19 protein-coding genes are annotated in these 23,187 nt (G+C 40.1%); 13 read left to right on the top strand and 6 right to left on the bottom strand.

Going from position 1 to position 23,187, the window contains the following annotated elements; all coding sequences use genetic code 11:
* Window positions 1-2: 2 nt before the first annotated feature.
* Complete coding sequence (locus tag L2567_RS09945) at window positions 3-2,543, bottom strand: S8 family serine peptidase (protein ID WP_235297611.1); 2,541 nt, start codon at window positions 2,541-2,543, stop codon at window positions 3-5.
* A gap of 167 nt (window positions 2,544-2,710) precedes the next feature.
* On the opposite strand from L2567_RS09945, the gene L2567_RS09950 reads away from it, so the two are divergent.
* Window positions 2,711-3,535 (top strand): M57 family metalloprotease, encoded by an 825-nt coding sequence (locus tag L2567_RS09950; RefSeq protein ID WP_235297612.1) that lies wholly within the window; start codon window positions 2,711-2,713, stop codon window positions 3,533-3,535.
* A 131-nt stretch (window positions 3,536-3,666) separates the two neighbouring features.
* Here L2567_RS09950 and L2567_RS09955 read toward each other — a convergent pair whose 3' ends face one another.
* Window positions 3,667-4,347 (bottom strand): hypothetical protein, encoded by a 681-nt coding sequence (locus L2567_RS09955; RefSeq protein ID WP_235297613.1) that lies wholly within the window; start codon window positions 4,345-4,347, stop codon window positions 3,667-3,669.
* A 169-nt stretch (window positions 4,348-4,516) separates the two neighbouring features.
* Entirely contained in the window at window positions 4,517-5,098 is a 582-nt protein-coding gene (locus tag L2567_RS09960; protein ID WP_235297614.1) for a thioredoxin family protein, read from the bottom strand.
* Between the two features lie 234 nt (window positions 5,099-5,332).
* Between L2567_RS09960 and L2567_RS09965 the strand changes: the two genes are divergently transcribed.
* The 12 genes from L2567_RS09965 to L2567_RS10020 all read left to right on the top strand — a co-directional run bounded on the left by L2567_RS09965 (window position 5,333) and on the right by L2567_RS10020 (window position 20,621).
* Window positions 5,333-5,737 carry an HYC_CC_PP family protein gene (locus L2567_RS09965; protein WP_235297615.1) on the top strand — a complete coding sequence of 135 codons (405 nt, stop codon included), beginning with the start codon at window positions 5,333-5,335 and terminating at the stop codon, window positions 5,735-5,737.
* 105 nt (window positions 5,738-5,842) lie between these two features.
* A complete protein-coding gene (locus L2567_RS09970; RefSeq protein WP_235297616.1) occupies window positions 5,843-9,517 on the top strand; it encodes an efflux RND transporter permease subunit in 3,675 nt (1,224 codons plus the stop codon).
* The gene (locus L2567_RS09975) at window positions 9,510-10,718 is read left to right on the top strand and encodes a TolC family protein (RefSeq protein WP_235297617.1); all 1,209 of its coding nucleotides are present in this window, start codon (window positions 9,510-9,512) and stop codon (window positions 10,716-10,718) included. Before L2567_RS09970 ends, L2567_RS09975 begins: the two co-directional genes overlap by 8 nt.
* Window positions 10,719-10,807: 89 nt before the next feature.
* Window positions 10,808-12,580, top strand: a complete 1,773-nt coding sequence (locus L2567_RS09980) for an efflux RND transporter periplasmic adaptor subunit (protein ID WP_235297618.1) — start codon at window positions 10,808-10,810, stop codon at window positions 12,578-12,580.
* A complete protein-coding gene (locus tag L2567_RS09985; protein WP_235297619.1) occupies window positions 12,581-13,141 on the top strand; it encodes a helix-turn-helix domain-containing protein in 561 nt (186 codons plus the stop codon).
* 12 nt (window positions 13,142-13,153) lie between these two features.
* Window positions 13,154-14,377: a permease gene (locus L2567_RS09990; protein ID WP_235297620.1), complete on the top strand. Its 1,224-nt coding sequence runs from the start codon at window positions 13,154-13,156 to the stop codon at window positions 14,375-14,377.
* 51 nt (window positions 14,378-14,428) lie between these two features.
* On the top strand, window positions 14,429-16,921 hold the full coding sequence (locus tag L2567_RS09995) for a heavy metal translocating P-type ATPase (protein ID WP_235297621.1): 2,493 nt from the start codon (window positions 14,429-14,431) through the stop codon (window positions 16,919-16,921).
* A 24-nt stretch (window positions 16,922-16,945) separates the two neighbouring features.
* On the top strand, window positions 16,946-17,185 hold the full coding sequence (locus L2567_RS10000) for a heavy metal-binding domain-containing protein (protein WP_235297622.1): 240 nt from the start codon (window positions 16,946-16,948) through the stop codon (window positions 17,183-17,185).
* Between the two features lie 39 nt (window positions 17,186-17,224).
* Complete coding sequence (locus L2567_RS10005) at window positions 17,225-17,689, top strand: DUF305 domain-containing protein (protein ID WP_235297623.1); 465 nt, start codon at window positions 17,225-17,227, stop codon at window positions 17,687-17,689.
* A 204-nt stretch (window positions 17,690-17,893) separates the two neighbouring features.
* A complete protein-coding gene (locus tag L2567_RS10010; protein ID WP_235297624.1) occupies window positions 17,894-19,057 on the top strand; it encodes a cytochrome P450 in 1,164 nt (387 codons plus the stop codon).
* Between the two features lie 8 nt (window positions 19,058-19,065).
* Window positions 19,066-19,374 (top strand): 2Fe-2S iron-sulfur cluster-binding protein, encoded by a 309-nt coding sequence (locus tag L2567_RS10015; protein WP_235297625.1) that lies wholly within the window; start codon window positions 19,066-19,068, stop codon window positions 19,372-19,374.
* A 5-nt stretch (window positions 19,375-19,379) separates the two neighbouring features.
* Window positions 19,380-20,621, top strand: coding sequence for an NAD(P)/FAD-dependent oxidoreductase (locus L2567_RS10020; RefSeq protein WP_235297626.1), 1,242 nt, complete (start codon window positions 19,380-19,382; stop codon window positions 20,619-20,621).
* Window positions 20,622-21,055: 434 nt separating this feature from the next.
* Here the strand turns inward: L2567_RS10020 and L2567_RS10025 are convergent, their stop codons facing one another.
* From L2567_RS10025 to L2567_RS21305, 3 genes are all read right to left on the bottom strand, one after another.
* Window positions 21,056-21,436 (bottom strand): ester cyclase, encoded by a 381-nt coding sequence (locus L2567_RS10025; RefSeq protein ID WP_235297627.1) that lies wholly within the window; start codon window positions 21,434-21,436, stop codon window positions 21,056-21,058.
* A gap of 82 nt (window positions 21,437-21,518) precedes the next feature.
* On the bottom strand, window positions 21,519-22,349 hold the full coding sequence (locus tag L2567_RS10030; protein ID WP_235297628.1) for a helix-turn-helix domain-containing protein: 831 nt from the start codon (window positions 22,347-22,349) through the stop codon (window positions 21,519-21,521).
* A gap of 162 nt (window positions 22,350-22,511) precedes the next feature.
* Window positions 22,512-22,766 carry a GIY-YIG nuclease family protein gene (locus L2567_RS21305; RefSeq protein ID WP_406626673.1) on the bottom strand — a complete coding sequence of 85 codons (255 nt, stop codon included), beginning with the start codon at window positions 22,764-22,766 and terminating at the stop codon, window positions 22,512-22,514.
* Between the last annotated feature and the right edge of the window lie 421 nt (window positions 22,767-23,187).

A 23,187-nucleotide genomic window follows, 5' to 3' on the forward strand; every position in this document is an offset into this window, starting at 1 on the left:
ATTTAAAGTCCGATTACGGCTAATTTTCCCGACTGTATCCTGTCTTTTCCATTGTATATAGCGTAGAAATATATACCAGAGGAAGCACCCTCTAGTGTGATGAAGTCAAATGCAGAAAGTAATACCTGTTTCAACACTACACGACCTGTAGCATCAAAAAGATAGAAATCAAGCATTCGATATTCTCCCTGAATGACGTCAAATCCCTGGGACGGTGAAGAAATGGTAGGAAGTACAATTATTTCATTCTCAGGCACATAGAAAATTTCCAACTCCTCTGAATAGTTTTCATTATTGTTGTTTTTGAAAACCAACCGATATCTGTTTACTCCAGATGTGGGATTATGGTCGATGTAACTCTGTTCAATTTCATCTGTGGCTAGAATAGCTATTTCCTCCCACATCTCCCCACTCCACTTTTCTACCAAAACAGAATCGTAGAAGGGTAAAGCCACTATTTTAGCAAACAATTCAATAGAGGACCCTCTCTTTTCACCTGAGAATATTTCATAAAAGCAATTCAGGTTACGATTAGATAAATTGATGGTAAGACTATGTGGCCCGTAAAGATTTTCAGCAAGCTTTTTTCGAATGGCAACGAAAAGGTTATTGTCATTCGCTAAGGTGTAGTATCGGTTGACTGTTGAATCTATAACCTCAAGAACTTCACCTTTCAACTTCATGATTTGGTATAAATCACCTTCTGAATCTCCTGTCCATGCAATGCGTATCGAATCCTGACATTTCCACAAAACCTGAATTTCTGGTATTTTACTTACTGAGAAGGTTACCTCCGCCAATAGGCCATTATGAGTGATTGCGCTTCCTTCGACCTGCGCTTCTTCTTCAAGAAAAAAAAGAGTTTCGGGATAGGTATAGTCAACATTGGCTCCAAACTCCACATTGCTCACAGTATCATTAGCGAGATTATTGAAATGTAAGTATACCGGTTTTTCGGGCTCAATATTGCTTCCATCATAAGGATTTATAAATGTAAAATCCTGTGGATCTGAAAGGTAGAAAGCCAAAGAAAAAGCTTGTTGGTCTGTCTTTAACCTATTCTTAATGACTCTTATTTTGTATGATCCCGGGGCATTTAAAGAAATCATTTCAATGTTATTGATTGAGTCCCTGCCGAAACCGATTTCTTCACCGGATGTGATTTCTGAGGGCAGGTAATTTAATTGATACGGGTAATGGATCTTACCGGTCTCATCTTCCATTTCCAAATCCAAGTCATTTTGCAAGGCCCTATCTGTATCAATTTCTCCCGGTGGATCGATCCATGTCAGCACAAACCGTGCATGTTCTGCCTCAACATTGACCTCAAATTCTGCCACATCTTCCTCCTGATCTAAGGTTCCAGAAAGGTGATGAGCTCTTTCAATGATCGATAAACTCTTCAACAGATTGACTTTCCCAAAACCTGAGCGGAAATCCGGACCATTAGTGCCAATGTCATCAGCCCCAGCAATCAATATGGCCTTGAGCAGGTCTGAACGAGCCCTATGCCCCTCGCTCAACAATCCATTTCTAATGACGGCAGCACACCCACTGGTAATCGCTGCGGCATCCGACGTTCCTTTGTACCCATAAGCCACTAATTCAGGCTTAATTCGTCCGTCATGAGCTGGGCCTACGGAAGAAACTTCAATTAGGTTAGAAAAAGAATCGATCGCTCCCACAGTTAATACATTTTTCGCATGCTTAAATGTTCCTGTCAAATTGGAATACCCTTCTAATTGAGCATAATGGCTAAAAATGGCATTCTCTTCACCCTTATTTCCGGAAGAGAAAACATGAAGTAATGTAGGATACTTATAGGATTGTTCATCGTAAGCTCGTGCTTCAATTCCATAATAGTCTTCGACATTTAATCCATAAGAGTGGTTTTGGATGTGGATCCCATTTTCTACGAAAAAAGAAAGGGGATCGGGCAAAAGGTTATTAAAGTCCGTACTTAAAAGATAGCTACCTTTTGCGATACCAATGCTGGAATAAAATGTATTGCCTGTACCTGCAATGATGGTAGACATTTCAGTGGCGTGATTATCCATCTTGCCTGAACCCAAGGTAGAAGGCAAGATCTGGTTGATGAGATCGATATCACTGGGGTCAGGTTCATTCTCTTTGAGAGAAAGCGTATCGAGAAAATTAAAATACTTGGGATAAGCCAGCCTGGCAGCCTGAATGGCATTCACTTCCGGAAAATAGTCAGAGAGAAATGCTTCTGTGTGAGGCTTTTCCGATCTTAAATCAAAAGCTGAGATGTATGGACGCACATATTGCAATTTGTCTTTTGTGATGTCAATATTTATAGCATTAAATTCTTCATAAATGTGAGATTCTTCTAGATCACAGTCCAGGCGCTGTAATAGTTCCAATAATTCGGATAGATCATGGGCGATTAAGGTAACACTGAAGTCGGTCGCAAAAGTTTTCTCCAATTTGTCATGGGCAAAACCTTGTGAGAAGGCTGTATGAGTTGGTAAACCCCAGAGAATAAGGGTCAAAATGGAAAGAATTTTGTGATATCTAATCATTAATCCAAAAGAATTTTATTACTTCAATATGACATTTCGGGCAAATTAAATACCTTCCTGGACACATAAATGGTACAAAATTTGTCATTTTTTCACTTTGCAAGAATATAAAGTCAAATTATTTTATAGATTTGCGCATCTTCTAACAAATTAAACATATTTATTACATGAGAAAATCAATTTTACTACTATTCAGTCTAATGGTCATCGGCATGATCACTTATTCTTGCCAGAAGGAGACGTTAGAGACTGGAAATGAGATCCCTACAAAAGTCATTGAACAACTTACAGCCATGGGTTTTAATCCGGATGGCATTGAAAAAGTGGACGAAGGATATCGAATAGAAAGAGATATCATCATTACAGAGGAATTTTTGGAGCATGCAGGGCATGAGCATAGAGTGCCGGGAGTAGAACAGTATAGCACGAATAATTTGGTGAGTACTGGTGGGAATAGAGTAATTACAATGTATGCAGATGAAGGGAGAAGAGGATATAGTGCAGCAATGATAGCCGGTCTTGATGAGGCAATTAACAGATTCAACGCTGAGAATTTGAGCATCGCATTTCAGCGAATCTCAAATAGGAATCAGGCTGATATTGTTATGACGAGGCTTAGTAAGAGAGATGAGAGAAGGGGTGTACTTGGTTCAGCAGGATTTCCTACATCCTCAGGCGATCCTTACGGAGAAATTAAAATGAGTGGTATACTTGAATCTGCATATGGATTAAGTACGAATGGTATTGCAACGATAATAGCACACGAGATGGGTCACTGTGTAGGGTTCAGACATACCGATTATTTTGATAGAAGTATTTCATGCGGAGGTGGAACTTCTAATGAAGGAACAGCAGGGGTTGGCGCTAATCATATACCTGGCACACCTACCGGTGCTTCATTGTCTGCTAAATCGTGGATGTTATCCTGTACAGATGGAAGTGATAGACCATTTAATAATGATGATCAAATAGCGTTAGATTATCTTTATTAAAATGATATAAACTTAAGAAACAGATATTTTTATTACTAAAGGAGAGTGATCTAACCGTCGCTCTCCTTTCCTTTTATGTAAGATCGCAAAATTCTAAATCCTTTATAATACCTGCAGAATTTTAAAGATCATTAAAATACTGCCTCTTTATAATCTATTATCTCATTCTTATATTTCAAATAAAAATCCACAAGACCCCTTTTAGAGACAAAGTGATCTAGCACTGCATCAGCATTTACAAATCCGCGGAATATATGTTTTGCACCTCTATCCTTAAGTAAATAGGGATAGGTACTCCATCGATCTTCAGTCAAATTCTTGACCACCCCATGATTTACACTGTTAAAATGAATATAACAGATTAATTGTGAAAGGTGATTGTCTGAATAAATCATTGACCTTTTATAGGGAGCATGAAATAAATGTCCTTCTCTTTTATACTTTTTATTGAATGCTTGACTATAGCTGTTAAAGACTTTTGAAAATTGTCCTGAAATCAGTCGATGCACAATTCCATCTTCACCAAGTTTTTCTAGGAATTGATGCTGAGTGGTTGTAAGCTTTTTTATATCAATAGAGTTTAAATAATTCACTATTCCTTCCTCTGATCGAATCTTAATTGCAAAATGAAAATGATTCCGAAGCAACGCAATCGCATAAACATCTATAATTCCTTTTAACTTCTCCTTGCAAAGCTTAATGAAATAGTAACGATTCATTTCCTCTCTAAATAGAATTTCTGAATTGTTGGTTCTGTTAAAGACATGGTAGAACTTCCCAAATTCAAACTGTGCCTCAATGTTTTTTGCCATGATCATATTTTTTGCGTTACGAAACCTTCCTTCCACAGCCCTTTAAGAGCTTAAAGCTCTTAAAGGGCTTATCTATCTAGATTAGTGTAAGACAGTAGAATTGCGTTACCAAAAAGAGAATCTTTTTTAAATTAAAGTATAATGCCATCCAGTATCACCTGTGGATCAACTAGTCATTATCTGAATGCCATGATAGGCTTTCATCGTCAACAAACTCCCATAAATCATACAAGATCGATTGTTGGCGATCTTTCGCATACCATGAATGAAGTGGGATATTGTAGTCTTCTCCTTTTAATAATGAATCCTTAACTAATTGCTGCGCTTCCTCAGGTCTTGGACCATAAACCTTGATCACCTGGTCATTATTATCCAACTTAAGGAAGATCGGAATCGAACGACTACGACCATCCGTTAAATGAGTATCTATCAACTCTGGATTCTGATCCCTGTACACATATCTCACTTCGATCTTTCCCTCACTCTCATCTGCTAATTTTTGAAAGACGGGGATTATCTGAGATGCATCTCCGCACCAATGCTCGGTGATCACCAACCAACGCTGCACTTTAATCTTTTCGACCATTGAGCCTGCAAACCTGGTTTTTCTATGGATCCGAAGTTGTCGGGTCCAGTTTTGAGGTAAATATTGTGCGTAGAGTACTTCCTGACCCAATCTCATTTCCTTTGAGAAATTACTCAGGTAGTCTTCATATGAAATGCCTTTCTCCCAATATTCCCTATAATCCATTTTACTCATTTTCAATACCATTGATCTTTAATAAAAAATTTGAGCTTAACCCTGCTTTCAAAGAAAAGCAATTGAACCCTCTAGCAAATTAATATTTCCCTTTTTCGTCCACTTCACAACAATTCTGGCGCGAAATTAGTATTATCTTTATCATAATAGATCAAGTGAACTATTGTTGAAGATTATATCTTTGTTGTGATAATGAAAAACAATTGCACATATAGAATACTTTCTATGACACTGGCCATCCTGATGTTCAGTACATCAATGGGATTTTCTATGGACGTGCATTTCTGTCAGGGTAAATTAAAGTCTGTTGCCTTTTTTAGTGAAGCAAAGACCTGCCATGAGACCATGGTGCAATGTCCACGACATGGAATGATGAAAGTCAGTGTACCCTCCAAGGATAAAGATTGCTGTTCTAATCAAAGTGTGGAAATGGATCAATTGGATGCTGATTTCAATCTTTCTTCTTCTTTGCAACTTACAGAGGATACCGAAATCTTTATTGCCGCATTTATTCAGACTTTCTTTACAGATCTTAATTCAATTAAGGTTCCTAAAACCATCCCTCCGAACCACTATTTCGCCTTACTAGACAGGGATATCTATGCCCTGAACGAAGCATTTCTTTTATAATTTATTAAACAATATAGTCTGCAGAAATTCAGACTATTGCTCATTTTAATGAGTTGAAATTGATCGTCTTGATCACCATTTTAAAAGTTTGATAAATCTTTTACTTTGAAACATTTCGTTAAATTCTTCTTAGAAAACAAACTGGTTACCTGGCTGCTTTTGGTACTTTTAATAGGCTGGGGTCTGGCAACTGCGCCATTTGACTTTAATATCAATTGGTTACCAAATGATGCAGTTGCAGTGGATGCCATACCTGATATCGGAGAAAATCAGCAAATCGTTTTCACAGAGTGGAAAGGGCGTTCACCCCAGGACGTAGAAGATCAGATCACCTACCCGCTTACTTCTTCATTGCTTGGAATTCCCGGGGTCAAAAGCGTACGAAGCAATAGCATGTTTGGATTCTCAAGTATTTATTTGATTTTTGATGAAGACATAGAGTTCTATTGGTCACGAAGCAGAATACTTGAAAAACTAAACTCTTTGCCGGCTAATTTATTACCGGAAGGAGTAGCTCCGACGCTAGGCCCCGACGCGACAGCCTTAGGGCAAATTTACTGGTATACCCTGGAAGGCCGTGATGAAAATGGAAATGCTACTGGAGGGTGGGACCCGCAAGACTTAAGATCTATACAGGATTTCTATGTTAAATATGGCCTCTCAGCTGCCGAGGGCGTTTCAGAAGTCGCCTCAATAGGCGGTTTTGTTAAAGAATATAGAGTAGACATTGACCCACTGGCCATGAAAGCCAAGAACATCACATTAGAACAAGTGATGAAAGCCATTCGGGAATCCAATCTGGATATAGGGGCCCAGACCATCGAAATAAATAGAGCTGAATACTTTGTCAGAGGTCTGGGGTATATCGAATCCTTAGAAGACATCAGAAAAAGTGTCGTCAAAACGGTTAATTCCACAGCGGTAACCATTGATGACATTGCCAAAGTATATCAAGGTCCAGCAACCCGTAGAGGAATCTTGGACAAATCTGGAGCAGAAGCCGTGGGCGGCGTAGTAGTCGCAAGGTATGGATCTAATCCGCTCGAAGTCATCAATAATGTAAAAGAACAGATTGCAGAAATCGCTCCTGGTCTTCCTAAAAAAACACTGAGTGATGGCACGGTTTCTCAAGTCACCGTGATCCCTTTTTACGATAGAACGAAATTAATTAATGAAACCATTGGAACCCTGGAGGAAGCCTTAACGCTAGAAATTCTCATCACCATTATCGTCGTTATCCTACTCCTTTTCAACTTAAAATCCTCACTCTTGGTTGCAGGATCACTACCTATAGCTGTCCTCATGTGTTTTATTGCGATGAGGTACTTTGGAGTGGATGCAAATATAGTAGCACTTTCAGGCATTGCCATTGCCATTGGAACGATGGTCGATATGGGAATTGTATTGACAGAAAGCATCATCGATCGGAAAAATAAAGCTGACGAATCGGAAACTTTGATGACCACAGTTTATGAAGCCACAATGGAAGTTGGTTCAGCAGTTTTGACGGCAGTAGCAACCACAGTGGTTAGTTTTCTACCTGTTTTTGCTATGGAAGCAGCTGAAGGTAAATTATTCAGACCATTGGCATATACCAAAACTTTCGCACTGATCGCAGCCGTTATAGTTGCCTTGGTTTTTATACCTCCATTGGCACACAGCCTTTTCCAACTTAAGATTAACAAGAGGAGAATAGCCCTCATCATTAACGTATTCATCCTGGTGGCCTCTCTGATCGCTTTCTTCATCGTTGGTAATCCAGTCATCCTGATCATTACGATTATTGGTTTATTAGCCATCTTGCAAACATTAGCACAGAGGGTATTTCCTGACTCAAAGTATCAAATCACTGTTATTTCCAACATCATTGTGGCAGTGGTTATCGCCATCTTCCTTACAGACATATGGATGCCGCTTGGTGTCAATATATCTTTGTATACCAATAGCTTTTTCGTTGTCGCCATTGTTGCTCTATTGATCAGTTTCTTTTGGTTGGTTATCCACTATTACGAAAACATTTTAAGGTTCTTACTCAGATTTAAATTGATATTTCTATTAGTGGTAGGAGTGATTATTTATTCTGGAGTACGGGTTTACCAGAATACAGGGGAAGAATTCATGCCCGCCCTTAATGAAGGTTCTTTCCTTCTGATGCCAACAGCCATGGTCCATGCGGGAATTGCAGAAAACAGCAAAAATCTCAAACTGCTTGATATGGCTGTAACGGCTATCCCGGAAGTAGAAACAGTGGTAGGTAAAGCTGGAAGGGTTAACAGCCCTCTAGATCCTGCCCCGTTGTCGATGTATGAAAATGTCATTAATTACAAATCAGAATACAAAACGGACGAAAATGGTCACCGAATCAGATATCAATACGAAAATGGAGAGTACATTCGCGACGATGATGGTGCATTAATTCCGGATAGGAATGGAAGATATTTTCGTCAATGGCGAGATCACATTCAATCTCCCGATGATATCTGGAATGAAATTGTCAATGTAACCAAGCTACCCGGTGTCACCTCAGCACCTAAACTACAACCGATCGAAACAAGACTGGTCATGTTACAGACGGGAATGAGAGCTCCCATGGGCATCAAAGTCAAAGGACGAGATCTTAGGTCTATCGAAAAGGTCGGTTTAGAACTTGAGAAATATCTGAAAGACGTTGAAGGAGTAAAGGATGCCGCAGTTTTTGCTGATAGAATCGTTGGCAAACCTTATCTGCTTCTGGATATCAATAGAGGAACGACTGCCAGGTATGGACTTACTGTGCAGGATGTCCAGAGACAAATCCAGGCTACCATAGGAGGTATGACCATGACTACGACAGTAGAGGGTCGAGAGCGTTATCCGATCAGACTCCGATATCCACAGGATTATAGAGATAATATTTCTTCCATCGAAAACATCTATCTGGACACTCCGCAAAGTGGACAAATACCCTTAAGCGAATTTGTTGAAATTAAATACGAACAAGGGCCACATGCCATTAAAAGCGAGGATGGATTTCTGGTAGGTTATGTCCTTTTTGACAAAGAAGATGGGTACGCAGAAGTAGATGTGGTCAACAATGCGCAGGATTATTTACAAAAACTTCAGGAGGAAGGGAGCCTCGAAATTCCGACGGGAATTAACTATAGGTTTGCCGGAAATTATGAACAACAAGTAAGAGCGAATAAGCGCCTCGCCTTGCTCGTTCCTATTGCCTTGATTCTAATATTCCTCATTCTATATCTGCAGTTTCGCTCTACAGCGATATCTCTGATGGTCTTCTCGGGTGTACTTGTTGCATTTGCAGGTGGTTTCATCATGATTGGTCTTTACAACACCGATTGGTTTTTAAACTTCAATATTTTCGGTAGCTCCATGCGCGATGTTTTTCAGATTCATACCATCAACTTAAGCGTGGCGGTCTGGGTAGGTTTTCTGGCTTTGTTCGGAATTGCAACTGATGATGGGGTATTGGTTGCCACCTTCTTGCGAGATAGTTTTGCGAGAAATGAACCTACCACTAAGGAGGAGATCCGTGACGCTGTGGTCGAAGGCGGATTGAGAAGAGTCAGACCAGCAATGATGACGACAGCTACTACCATACTGGCATTGTTACCGGTATTGACCAGTACTGGTCGTGGATCAGATATTATGGTGCCGATGGCGATACCTAGCTTTGGCGGAATGGTACTACAAGTCATCACCATGTTCACTGTTCCTGTCCTTTTTTCAATCTGGAAAGAGGGCCGATTATTTTTCAACAATAAAAGAAATCAAAATGTATAAGTTTCTGCTCATTTTGCTTTTAGGTCAATGTTGGCTTCATGGCCAATCCGTAGATGTATTTATTCAAATGACTAAATCCTACGATCCAGGATTAGAAGCTATGAAATTGGAATATCAGGCTGCCTTGCAAAAAGCAGATCAGGTTGGGGATTGGCCTGATCCAACAGTTAATTTAGCACTGGGCGTCTTACCGGTGGAGACAAGGCTAGGAGCTCAAAGATTCAGAGTCGGAGTGACTCAAATGATACCCTGGAAAGGAACATTGGACGCTCAAAAAGATGTTGCGCTTGCTTCCGCTGAAGTGAAATCACAATTGGATGAAGTCAGGGAAATCACCTTGGAATTCATGATTAGAACCACGTACGCAAGATTGACTTATTTGGACGCACAAAAAATAATTATCCGCGAAAGGCTGGAAGTCTTGGAAGCGATGTTGGAATTAGCCAAGTCTGGGGTCCGATCTGGCAAGAGTCCACTTTCAAACGTTTTACTTACTGAAAGAAGGCGAGAGGCGTTAGAGGCTGATCTTAATTTGTTGGACAAGCAAATGGAGCAGCCCATCATAACTCTGAACAGATGGGCAGGACGTCCATTCAATGCCGAGATTACAATAGAAGATCGGTTAAATGCACCTATTTTCTACACTGGTATCGAGGAGGAGGTCTTGAAACAACATCCACAATTTTCTGTTTTAGACCGCCAGATTGAAGCTTCCGAAGCTGTCATTAAAAATACAGCATATCAATCCAAACCTCAAATAGGAGTAGGAATTGACTATGCGTATGTGACTAAAAGAAGGGACGTTGAAATGCCTGGAAATGGGAGAGATATTTTAATGCCAATGGGTAGTATAAAAGTCCCGATCTTTACAAAAAGATACGAGTCCATCAGAAAGGAAGAAGCGATTAAGCAAGACGTCATTGCGGCAAAAAGAAGGGACTATTTAATTGAATTTCAGGCCGAGGTAGAACTGGCTTTATCCAAAATTGAATATGCAGAGGCACAGGTCCGCAAATTTGAATCACTCAAAGTCATAACTCTGGAGACATTGGATCTGATGAGAGCGGAATATGCGGCAGAGGAGACCAGATTTGAAGAACTGCTCCGTATGGAAATGGAATTACTAGACTACGACCTTCAGATTTTGAATGCGAATTATGAAAAGGAATTGGCACAGGCAGTATTTGAAAAATACAGATAAAAGATGAGAAGGAGTATTCATAAAACCATGGGACTGGCAAATTTAATTGCCAGATTAACCCAACCAAATTTTAAAATAAACTTGAGCATATGAAAAATTACCGAATATACATTGTGGGCGCTATTTTCCTCATCACAGGTCTGGCCATTGGTTGGCTGATAAAACCAACGCCCCAGCACAACCAGGAAGAACACACTCACACTGGTTCAGAAATGTCAGCATCGAACCAGGTTTACACCTGCTCCATGCATCCTCAAATCAGACAGAACGAACCTGGCATTTGTCCGATTTGTGAAATGGATTTGGTGCCATTAGACAATTCGATGGCAAATGACAATCCCACCATTTTAAGAATGAGCGAAGAAGCTGCGAAATTGGCCCAAATCCAGACCTTTACGGTTGGAGGAGACCAGCAAAATCTGAATCAGCAGGGACAGATGGAAATATCGGTAGACGGAACAGTGGAGCTGGACGAGCGAACCATTAAGTCTCAAACCTCCCATCTACCCGGAAGAATTGAAGAAATGTCAGTCACATTTGAAGGCCAATATGTCAGCTCGGGAAGTCAAATCGCAACCTTGTATTCTACAGAATTATTGGCCGCTTCTCAGGAATTGCTGACTGCGGCTAAGTATAATAATCGGGTGCAAGGCTTGGAAAATGCTGCAAAACAAAAACTTAAAAACTGGAAAATCACAGATGCCCAGATACAAATGATTTTAACCAATGGCGTTCCGATGGAAACCATACCCATTTTTGCGGATCATTCCGGCTATGTTTTAGAGAAAAGGGTCTCGCAGGGTGATCACGTAAGGGAAGGTGAAACACTTTATACCATAGGTAACACTGGACGGCTTTGGCTGATCTTTAATGTATTTGAGTCCGATCTGGCCAACGTAAAAAAAGGTGCGCGAGTCAGTTTCACAACACCTTCTGTTCCCAACAAAACCTTTGAAGCCCGAATTTCTTACATTGAACCCCTTCTAAACTCCAATACCCGCACAGCAGTGGTCAGGGCAGAAATCAACAATACGGGTAATCAATTGAAACCTGGGATGCTGCTAGATGGCGTTATAAAACCTTCAACCACTACCGCTGATCAATCCGCTACCAGTTCATTGACCATACCAAGTTCTGCGGTTCTGTGGACAGGGGATCGCTCAGTTGTATATGTTCAAGTTCCCGATACTGAAGTTCCATCTTATGAATTTAGAGAGGTGACTGTAACCAATCGGGGTGGCGGATACCTCAGTGTTTCGGATGGACTGGCAATCGGAGAACAAGTGGTTACTGAAGGAGCATTTGCTGTAGACGCAGCAGCGCAACTCAACAACAATTTCAGTATGATGAATAGGATTGTAAAAATCAAGAAAAACATGGCACAAGATGTGGTGCCCTCATACATAGAAATGACTCCGGCAGCTTTTCAGGAACAATTGGACTTGCTTATCAACAGTTACCTGCAGTTAAAAAATGCGCTGGTTGAAACGGACGGAAGTGCTGCCAGGAAGGCTGCTGTCCAATTCGTTTCTGATTTGGAAAAAGTAGATATGACTTTACTATCGGGTGAAGCACATATGTATTGGATGCAACAATTGAAAGCTTTGGATTCACATGGGTCTATGATTTCTGAATCAGAAGAGGTGGAAGAGCAGCGCAATCAGTTTGATTTCCTGTCCCAAGCTTTGATCAATAGTGTAAAAGCTTTTGGGACCCATGAGGATACCTACTATGTTCAACATTGTCCTATGGCCAAAGGCAATGAAGGAGCAGATTGGATTTCATCTGAAAAAGCGATCAGAAATCCTTATTTTGGAGATAAGATGATGAAGTGCGGAACAGTTAAGTTAGAACTCAACTAAATGGAAATCCTATACCTCAAAAATATGGTTTGTGACCGATGTATTTCATCCGTGAAGAACATTTTTAACAAAAATGGATACTACCCGCAAACGGTATCCCTGGGTAAGATAACATTGGCCCAAAAAATAAGCCCTGAGGATAGGATAAACATTGAAAAACAACTGGAGCAGGAAGGGTTTGAGATGTTGGATGGAGAAAAACCCATATTGGTAACCAAAATCAAATCAGCTCTTGTCACACTTTACAATAGCTCTGAAATACCAGAAGATTTTAAATTATCTCGATTTTTAACGGAGCATTTTCCTTATGATTACGCCCATTTGAGCCGAACTTTTTCACAATATGAAGCAGATACACTAGAACAATATCACATTAAACTCCGTATCGAAAAAGCAAAAGAACTATTGACATACAATGAAAACAATGTGAGCGATGTAGCTTTTCATCTGGGATACGGAAATATTGCACACTTCTCCCGACAGTTTAAAAAAGTAACAGGGTTGTCACCGAGTGCATATAAAAATCATCCAATAGGCAGAAGGTCGCTCAGTGAACTTTAAGAACAAGAGCGCATGCAAGATTTTTTTGAGAAATGGGGTGAGGCTGCCTATACTTCAGCCGGATTTTTCTGGATGGCCCTCTGGGCATTTATTCTTGGTTATTTTGTAAGCAGTTGTATTCAAATCTTTGTTACCCAGGAGCGAATGCAAAAAGTCATGGGTGACGCCGCAGCCAAAGATGTGGCATTGGGTACTTTTTTTGGCTTCATCAGCAGTTCCTGCAGCTTTTCCGCATTGGCCACTACCAAGGCTTTGTTTCAAAAAGGTGCCAGTTTTGTTTCTTCTATCGCCTTTTTATTGGCCTCTACTAATTTGGTCATAGAGCTCGGTATTATTATATCCATTTTTCTGGGATGGCAATTTGTAATCGGAGAATACGTAGGTGGCAGTATGCTTATCCTGATCAGTTGGTTATTGATCAAAGTCATCAATCCCAGTAAACTCATCAAAAAGGCTCGAGAAAATCTTAATGAACAGAATAATGAAGATGATATGGCTTCACAAGCTTCCATTACACAACGTCTTAAAGATGCGGATAAATGGGCCAAGGTAGCAAAGCAATATGGCATGGAATGGAAAATGGTTTGGAAGGATGTTACACTTGGTTTTACTGTTGCAGGAATTGTTTCTGCCTTTGTTCCGGACAGTTTTTTTGAAACTTTATTCATTAACAGTGGAGCCGGCAATAATGCTTTCGGATTTTTCACATTACTGGAACACATTATCGTAGGACCCATTGCTGCTTTCTTAACTTTCATCGGATCGATGGGAAATATTCCCCTTGCAGCTCTCTTGTTTGGTAAAGGTGTAAGTTTTGCTGGTGTCATGGCTTTTATATTCAGCGACCTGGTTGTTTTTCCCGTCTTGAGGATCAATGCCAAATACTACGGCTGGAAAATGTCTTTATTTATCCTCTTTTTACTTTTTACTTCATTGATTCTGACGTCATTAGCTCTTCACTATTCTTTTGATCTTCTCCAATTATTGCCTGACCCTTCAGGAACTAAAATTACAGAAAGTGAACATTTCAAAATTGATTATACCTTTTTCTTGAATATAGGCTTTTTAATACTTTCAGGATTCCTCGTTTACTTTGGCTTTTATAAAAAGAAGGAGGTGGAGCATCATAAAGAAATGGCACCCAAAAGTCAGATCATGGAAAAGACGCTTAAAGTCATTACTTTCGTGTGTTATGCCTGGTTAATGGTTGGTCTGGTCCTCAAATTTGTCAATTAACGATCATATTTAAGCAAACTTCTGAAAATTAAAGGTGGTAATTTTACACTTATGAAACATACTTATTCGATAGAAGGAATGACTTGTAACGGATGCGCCAATAGTGTTGACAAAGCTCTAAGTGCTCATCCGAATATTGAAAAAGTACAAGTCCACCTTAAAGACGGTGAAGTAGATATTACCATGAACCAACATCTGGAAGTAGATGAATTGCAAAAACAATTGATTGCTTCGGGATTACAATATACCATTGGCCTACAAGGTGCCGTCAAAAACAAACATTCCCATCCTCCCAAAGTACCGCAAGCCACAGGAACGGGCGTCTATTACTGTCCTATGCACTGTGAGGGTGATAAGGTTTATGATGAGCCAGGAGATTGTCCGGTCTGTGGCATGGACCTGGTAGAACAACCTGCATTAAACACGCATACTCAGTACACCTGTCCCATGCACCCTGAAATAGTGAAGGATGGCCCAGGTGATTGTCCGATTTGTGGAATGGATTTGGTGCCTCTCAAACCTATAGAATCGACTGAAAATAAAACCTACACAGACCTAAGAAGAAAATTTATCATAGCAGTCATTTTCACCCTGCCCCTTTTCATATTGGCGATGGGTGATATGATTCCAGGCAATCCCATACAAAACATGGTGAGCCCGCAAATCCTTAATTGGATTCAGCTGGTTTTATCATTACCAGTCGTTTTCTACGCAGGCTGGATGTTTTTTGAAAGGGCCTGGAGGTCCATTCTGACCCGTAATCTGAATATGTTTACCCTCATTGGAATTGGAACTGGAGTCGCCTGGCTATTCAGTTTAACCGCTATTCTTTTCCCAAATTTGTTTCCGGATCAATTCAAGACCGAAGCCGGAACAGTTCACGTCTATTTTGAAGCCGCAACGGTGATTTTAACATTGGTTTTGCTAGGTCAATTGTTGGAAGCCAGAGCTCACCAAAGAACCAGTGGAGCCATTAAGGAGTTATTGGAATTAGCACCTAGTGAGGCGGTGAGAGTAGATAAGGAAGGAAATGAAGAAACGGTTTCTATTCATAGTATTATGACTGGTGACATCCTTAGAGTGAAACCGGGAAGCAAAATCCCTGTTGACGGTGTGGTGATAGAAGGTCAGAGCAACGTCGATGAATCTATGATTACGGGTGAACCGATGCCGGTCAACAAAGCCAAAGGAGATGCTGTTAGTGCGGGCACCATCAATGGACAGAAGACTTTCTTAATGAAAGCGGAAAAAGTGGGCTCAGAAACCCTTCTTTCTCAAATCATTCATATGGTCAATGAAGCTTCCAGATCCAGGGCGCCTATTCAGAAATTAGCCGATCGTATTTCCAAATATTTTGTTCCAACGGTCATCATAGTATCCCTCATTACTTTTGTGGTTTGGTACCTTTTCGGACCAGACCCGGCGCTCGTTTTTGCTTTCGTAAATGCCATTGCGGTATTGATCATCGCTTGTCCATGCGCATTGGGATTGGCTACGCCAATGTCAGTAATGGTAGGCGTTGGGAAAGGAGCACAAAATGGAGTCCTAATTAAAAATGCTGAAGCGCTAGAAAGGTTAAATGATATAGATGTTTTGATTACGGATAAAACCGGGACTATAACTGAGGGGAGGCCATCTGTGGAAACTGTGGTTGCAGTGGATGAGCAAGATCTGGAAGAGCTCATTACTTACATGTCTTCTTTAAACAGTTCAAGTGAACACCCTCTAGCTGAAGCCATAGTCAAATATGGCCAAGAAAAATCTTCTAAACTATATGAAACCAGAAATTTTGAATCCGTTACCGGTATGGGGGTCAAAGGGCAAGTAGAAGATTCCAATGTTGCCATTGGTAATCAAAAAATGATGGAAAAGGTACAGATAGATATACCACCAGAAATTGAGCAGGATGTCAACCAGCTGCAATCTAAAGGTAAAACGGTATCCTACATTGGTATCAATGGGAAAATAGCAGGTTATGTTTCTATATCTGATGCCGTTAAAGCTACAAGCAAAGAGGCACTGCAATCTTTGCAAAGACAAGGCATTGAAATCATCATGTTGACTGGAGACAATGCCAAAACTGCAGGAGCAGTGGCCGGAGAACTTGGCCTCAATCACTTTGAAGCAGAGTTCCTGCCCGCGGACAAATTGGCCTTTGTAAAAAAATTACAATCTCAAGGGAAGAAAGTGGCGATGGCTGGAGATGGAATCAATGACGCTCCGGCATTGGCACAAGCAGAAGTAGGTATTGCGATGGGTACAGGAACAGATGTAGCGATTGAATCTGCAGAAGTGACCTTGGTCAAAGGAGACCTAAAAGGAATAGAAAAAGCGGTCTATTTAGGAAAAGCAACCATGCGAAATATCAAACAGAATCTATTTTTTGCATTTGCTTACAATGTCCTTGGAGTACCGATCGCTGCTGGAGTCTTATTTCCATTCTTTGGAATCTTGTTGTCTCCGATGATCGCAGCGGCAGCAATGAGCTTTAGTTCTGTTTCGGTCATTGCAAATAGCCTGAGATTGAGAGGTGTTAAACTTTAATTATATCATATAAAATTTATAAAAATGAAGTATTTAAAAAGTCTTATTCTTTTTTTAACCGTGTCTACGATGTCATTGACCTTTTCATCCTGCAACAACAGCACTGATAAGAAAGAGCAAACGGGTAAAGAGTACACGGCAAAATACGTTTGTCCCATGCATTGCGAAGGTAGTGGAAGTGAGGAACCTGGCCAGTGCCCTGTTTGTGGAATGGACTATGTAGAAAATACAGAACATAAGAGTGACGGTCACAAACATGATTAAAAATTTGCTCTATATCTTCTCATGCAAATATAAAGTATTATGCAAAACCCAAATCAACATTCTAATTATACTGTTTTTCTCTTAATGCTCATTTCATCTGCAATAGCTATGTACATCACCATGTACTTGAATACCTACGAGATGAATCATGTCTACTTTAGTTGGACCAGGATGTACATGACCTTAATGGGTGTATCAACCATGGCGATCATCATGTTCTTGTTTATGAAAAAAATGTATAAGGATAGAGGGCGTAACTTGTTGATTATATTGGGTAGCATTATCGTTTTTGTTGCTTCACTATTCCTGGTTCGTGCGCAAAAACCAATCGAGGATGTCAAATGGATGAAGGCTATGATTCCGCATCATTCTATAGCTATATTAACCAGTAAACATGCTGAAATTTCCGATCCTGAAGTGAAAAAATTAGCAGATGAAATTATTAAAGCACAAGAAAAGGAGATTAAGGAGATGAAAAAAATGATCGAAAGATTGACAAAGTAAGACGCCTTGATCAGCTTTTGATAGGTGTCTCTTAATAATGGTTGACTTTCTGATCTGGATTAAATTGAGAGCCATGTGGATGTGATTGCGACAGTTTCTGGCCGTAGTTTTAAGCCATGAAAAGGCAATTTTGATTTTTATCCAACATCATGGCCCTGTACGGCTTTAATTATTTTCTATATTGTCATGGACAATGACGATTAAATGAAAAAAAGTGAATTTCCTGATGCTTTTCAGAAAGTCAGAGAAACAGATGGTGTGTTGGATATCGATGACCAATTCGAGAAGGTCACGATGATCCTTAGACATAAGGATGTCAGAAAGTGTGCTCATTATTACCAATCTTTTAAATCTGGCGTCCAACCTGGTAGGATAGTGGTGCCCTCTGAGGAAAAAATTCGGGAGATCAGACAAATACCCCTCGAATTAGACCCTCCGCTGCATACTCAATATCGCTCAGAAATGGAAGCATGGTTTAGAAGACCACTTCAAGAAGATTATGAGTTAAAACTTACTCAGATCACTTCTGATTTAGTCGATGAAATACTTGATAAAGCGGTGTTGGAAGTAGTAGAAGAATTTGCCTTAAAATTACAGTCACAAGCACTGACTTTATTGCTCAACGTTCCTATAGAAGAAGCTGAAATATGGATTTCCTGGGGCACCCATGTCTTTAGAAGTGAGGATAATCCACTTGATGCTGAAAAAGCGGAGATACTGTACCACTATATCGACGAGCAAATCGAAAAGGTCCTCCATCACCCGGGAGATGACCTTTATTCGGTGCTGCTTCGTTCTCAATTCGAAGGAAGAAAGTTCACAAAAGAGGAAGTGAAAGGAACGATGATACTGACTTTTGCCGGTGGCAGAGATACCATCATAAATGCGGTTACCAATATCATCGTGTATTTTGGCGATCATCCTGAATCGTTAGAAAAAATTCGGGAAGATCCAGATATTATCGGAAAGGCGGTAGAAGAGTTTATCCGATATTTCTCACCTTTAACGCACTTGGGAAGGGTGGTAGATGTTGAAACAAATGTCTGTGAATACGATTTGCACAACGATGATAAGGTCTCACTATGTTGGGCCTCGGCCAACAGAGATTCCAATGTCTTTAAAAATCCTAATGAGGTTATTTTGGATAGAAAAATGAATCCACATGTTGGGTTTGGCTTCAGTCATCACAAGTGCTTAGGCGCTACTCATGCCAGACAGTTGCTAAAAATACTGATTAAAGTGTTGGTGGAAAAGGTACACTCAATCCAACTCCTGGAATCTGAGGAAAACATTGAAACCTGGGGCAAGATTAAACGCAAAGTAGGCTTTCATCAAGTTAATGCTAAATTCAATTCGATAAAAAATTAAAGTAGATCATGGCAAAAATTACATTCATCACCAGAGATGGTGAATCTAAAACTGTGGAGGGGCATTCAGGATCCGTTATGGAATTGGCGGTGCAAAATCATATTCAGGGAATCGACGGAGATTGTGGCGGAGTCTGTTCTTGTGCTACCTGTCATGTACATTTAAGTCCGGAAGACATGGAAAAGTTAGGTCAGCCCAGTGAAATTGAAGCAGATATGTTGGAACTCGAAGACAATGTATCATCTTATAGTCGTCTGTCGTGCCAATTAGATGTAAGTGACGAATTAGATGGCATGACTTTGAAAGTCGCCAATTGATCACGATGACCAATGATGATAAAACCTGTGTGATCGTCGGAGCTAGTCATGCCGGAGTCAACTGTTCCTTCGCACTCAGAAGAGAAGGTTGGAAAGGTAATATCCTCTTAATTGATGCAGACCCCCACCTACCCTACCACCGTCCGCCTTTGTCTAAATCATTCCTGAAAAATGCTGATCACATTGACCATTACGCGCTTAAACCCTTAGAAAGTTATCAACGGGAAAATATTACGCTTCAGCTAGGTCGAAAAGTGATTCAAATCGATCGAGAAAACAGAGTAATTGTCATCGAAGGCAATGATCAAATGAAGTATGATCAACTTGTTTTGGCAACTGGTGCTTCTGCTATTATACCCTATATCCCCGGATTATTGTCCTCTGACTGTTGCTTTGCCATGAGAACTGCAGAAGATGCTTTTCATATAAAGGCCATGGTCGAAAATAAATCTCTTCCCAAAGTAGTGGTCATAGGTGGAGGTTATATCGGATTGGAAATAGCAGCTTCCCTGAAGCATCTGGGCGCTGAAATTACAGTCTTAGAAAAAGAGGATAGAATTCTGAGCAGGGTAACCAGCCCCTATATTTCTGATTTTTTCATGCAACTGCATGGTGCCAATGGTGTAAATATTGAAACCCAAAAAAATGTCATAGAAGTAGAAACTTTTGAAGGTGATTCGAATGTCAAATGCGAAGATGGATCAAGCTATGAAGCAGATGTTATCATTATCGGTGTGGGAATTCAGGTCAATGCTACCTTAGCGGAGCAGTCCGGGCTCGCATCCAGAGATGGTATAGTGGTCGACACATCTTGCAGAACAAGTGACGAACATATATATGCTGTAGGTGATTGCACTCGACACTACAACCCCTACTACAAGGAAGAGCTTCGATTAGAATGCGTTCAAAATGCGGTGGACCAAGCCAAAGTGGCAGCAGCGAATATATGTGGAATAGTGTTAAGGTATGATGCTGTTCCCTGGTTTTGGTCGGACCAATATGATGTCAAATTACAAATAGCGGGGCTTTCAAAGGGCTACGATGAAGTAATGATCAGAATGGAACAGGGAGAAAATCGCAAATGTTCCGCCTGGTATTTCAAGGATCACAGACTCCTAGCAGTTGATGCTATCAATAATGCCAAGGCTTATGTTATGGGTACAAAGGCTATTAAATCAGGACTCACTATTGACAAAGAGAAACTAAAAGATGCTACGATTCCCATTAAAGAGGCATTCAGTCGTTGATCAAAAGTTATAGCATTGAACCTCTTCTAAATTCTAATCGATTCTTACTTAAATTAGAGCATATTATCTTATCGACACCAAAGGCATTAAATAACACAAGGTAATATCACCTAATATTCAGATCATATGAATATGGAAAATATTAAGCAGGTACCTCATTGGCATAATACATCGGGATTCCCTTCTGGATATTTATAGATCGCAAATACTGCATAAGGCTACCCCCTACTTTCTCTATGAGAAAAGTAGAGGTAGCAAAATTTCATAGTGTTAATTGTTGGTTATTGCAGCTATGCAATGTGCACTGGCGCTCCTCAATTTTTGGAGCTCGTTACTCATGATTATCCAGTCATCGTTGGAGATTCCCTTTGTGACGCTAAATGACCAAACTTCCTCCCACTCGATTCTTTGACCAGTGGGTTCTGTATTTTCGTTTAGACTTCCGCCTTAATTTCTAATTGTTCCATTAAAGCCGCCTGATCTGCAATCATCCAATGATCTACGATCTTGTTACGATCAACAATGTAACCGATGGCAAATTTAAAATCGACCTCCCGATAAGTAGGAGGAATGCCATTTAATTCGCCTTCATGGCGACCTTTTAAACGAGCCAACACAACGACCCTGTTCTTTTCAGCGGTTACTTCGTCAGCATGCAACTCATATTTCGGGAAAATAGTATCAAAAAACATAATGTGCTCTTTAAGCTCATGATCATCCACATATCGATCTATGTTCTCTACAGTTTTCACTTTACCGCTAATTGCATCGAAATACTCTAATACAAGTTCTTTGTTTTGTTCTAATTTGTCCATGATTTTTTTATTGTAAAGTTATAATGGTAATCCATTGTCCATTTGTGTGGACATTTCATTTTTTTGACTCACTGTGTCAATTTTATTTTTTCTTTTTAAAATGCGATGGATTCATACCAAACTGATCTTTGAACGCTCTGGAAAAGTGGCTTTGACTTGAGAATCCAACCATTGAAATGACTTCACCTATGCTATAAGTGGTCTGTTGTAAAAGAGATCTCGCTTTTTGTAGTTTGAAGTAAATGAGATATTTGGCAGGAGACATTTTCAAAACTGGAGAAATTCTCCTATAAAGCTGGGATCTACTTATGGCCAGGTACTTGCATAAATCATCTATTTTAAAATTTTCGCTTTCCAGATTGTTTTCAAGGGCTTGATTCACTTTCTTCAGAAATAATCCATGAGCGAGGCTTTTGCGATTGGCCATTTTCTCTAAAGAGTCTACAGAAGAGAAATGCGCTTGTAGCTTTTGTTTGATTTCTGCGTAATAAGGAGGAATGTCATAATTTTTGTGAATGGTTTCATTGACTTTCTTAACCAAAGCATCCTTCTTAAAGTATAAGGCTACTAAATTATCATCTATGCACGATATGTCATAGCTCTCGAGCTGAGCATTGAATCTTTTGACTTGAGTGAAATTTGCTGTAAATTCTTTAAACATCAAACTAAACTGATGGCGATTCGAATCTTTCGGTTCTAAAATACAGAGCATTTCTTCTGGTTGTGCTGGCATACTTCGAATGAATGAAAGAAGGAGCGTCGTTTCTCTGATGAGTTGGTAAGGATCTGTATTAACAATGATGTTCTCACAAGAAATGGTGAGATGGAGTTTACCTTGCTGTTGAATTACAATGGAATTAAATGATTCAAACAAGTGAGACAAAGTGGGGACAATGTTGAAGCTTGAAATCATTCTGTGTTATTTAAGTTCGTATGGGGTAGGTTCTAAATTACGAAACTCGATGAACAGTTTAAAATTAATGGCTGTAGTATAATTATTTACGACAATCTTGAGTTTGCAAAGGAGGAGCAGTATGATTGTAAGCTCAATCCAAATTAATGATTGAAGCTTTGTTTATCTTTTATAAAAACGTCTATTCATCAAAGCTCTTCCAGATCCTGATTTAAGGTACTTCTCAAATTCCAAAGCTTGGTATTTATCCGAAAATCCAAAGAAATTTTCTAGGACGATGGGCCTTCTATCTTTGGTTGCGGGAACTGAACCTCGTTCATGACGACCTAATCTATCATTTAGATCTTGAGTATATCCAGTATAAGGTTTGTTATCTGAGCACTTGAGAATATAAACGTACCAAAAATTGTCTTTCAAGAAAGGCGGTCTTGGCCGCTGAAAATCGCTACTTATATTCCATTATTCAGAAAACTAAATATGAATATAAACAAAAATCGCCTCCGTTCTCAAGAACTTTGGCGATTGAAAGTGGTCTGGACGGGAGCGACCAGTCCGTAGGATTTGCGCTGCAGGCGCAAGAGGGAGCGAACCAGCGGCACACCCGCTGGCTGCGGCTGCAGAGTCCCGTCCTTATTTCTTGTATTCTTAAAATGCAAAAAGCTCCAACCAAATTAATGATTGAAGCTTTGATGCGGTCTGGACGGGAGCGACCAATCCGTAGGAATTGCGCTAGAGGCGCAAGAGGGAGCGAACCAGCGGCACACCCGCTGGCTGCGGCTGCAGAGTCCCGTCCTTATTTCTTGTATTCTTAAAATGCAAAAAGCTCCAACCAAATTAA

Source organism: Portibacter marinus (assembly GCF_021533195.1).
Lineage (GTDB): Bacteria > Bacteroidota > Bacteroidia > Chitinophagales > Saprospiraceae > Portibacter > Portibacter marinus.